1 protein-coding gene is annotated in these 577 nt (G+C 38.3%); it reads left to right on the top strand.

Going from position 1 to position 577, the window contains the following annotated elements; all coding sequences use genetic code 11:
• Positions 1-307 precede the first annotated feature (307 nt).
• Positions 308-577, top strand: a 270-nt coding sequence (locus ACFILA_RS09980; RefSeq protein WP_375661178.1) for a hypothetical protein, incomplete at its 3' end; no start/stop codon positions are given.

Below are 577 nucleotides of genomic sequence, written 5' to 3'. Positions count from 1 at the left end.
GATATCAACCGGTTGATACGGCAGCCTTTGATATGCCACAAGGGGCTTTTAATATCACGCAGATCAGTAAACACATGGTTGCGCCTGACTAGGAGGGAATCAGATTAACAATCATAAGAAGTTAATCTTAAAAGATTCCGATGGTAATGAGTATCAAATTTTACCGGAAACTGACATCGCTTCAGTGATCGGTTTGATTGATAAGATTGACGATTTACAAAAACAGATAAACGAAATTAATAAAGCGCTCGGTCGTACAAATGAACGGGTGCTTTTTCATATACATTCATAATAGGGGGATTAAATTATGGCTACAGGTACAAAAGCATATCTTCAAGACAAAGATGGCAAAAACTTATTGGTTGGAACTGACTGGTCGATGGTTGCTAACAAGCCAACGAATTTGGCTAGCACTGACCAGTTGCCAGTTTTGGGTCAAGTTCGTCGTGATGGAATTAATTTTTTGAACGGTTGTTACGACTGGGATCACGTCAACAATGGATACAATTGTTGTTACCGAATTGCAGATCTTGGTTCTTTTAAATTAATTGAATTACGTATGATGTTTGGTTGCTCT

Origin of the sequence: Bartonella sp. CL71SXKL (assembly GCF_042194935.1) — a bacterium.
In the GTDB taxonomy this organism is placed as follows: Bacteria; Pseudomonadota; Alphaproteobacteria; order Rhizobiales; family Rhizobiaceae; genus Bartonella.
This window is presented reverse-complemented; position numbering and strand designations above follow the sequence as displayed.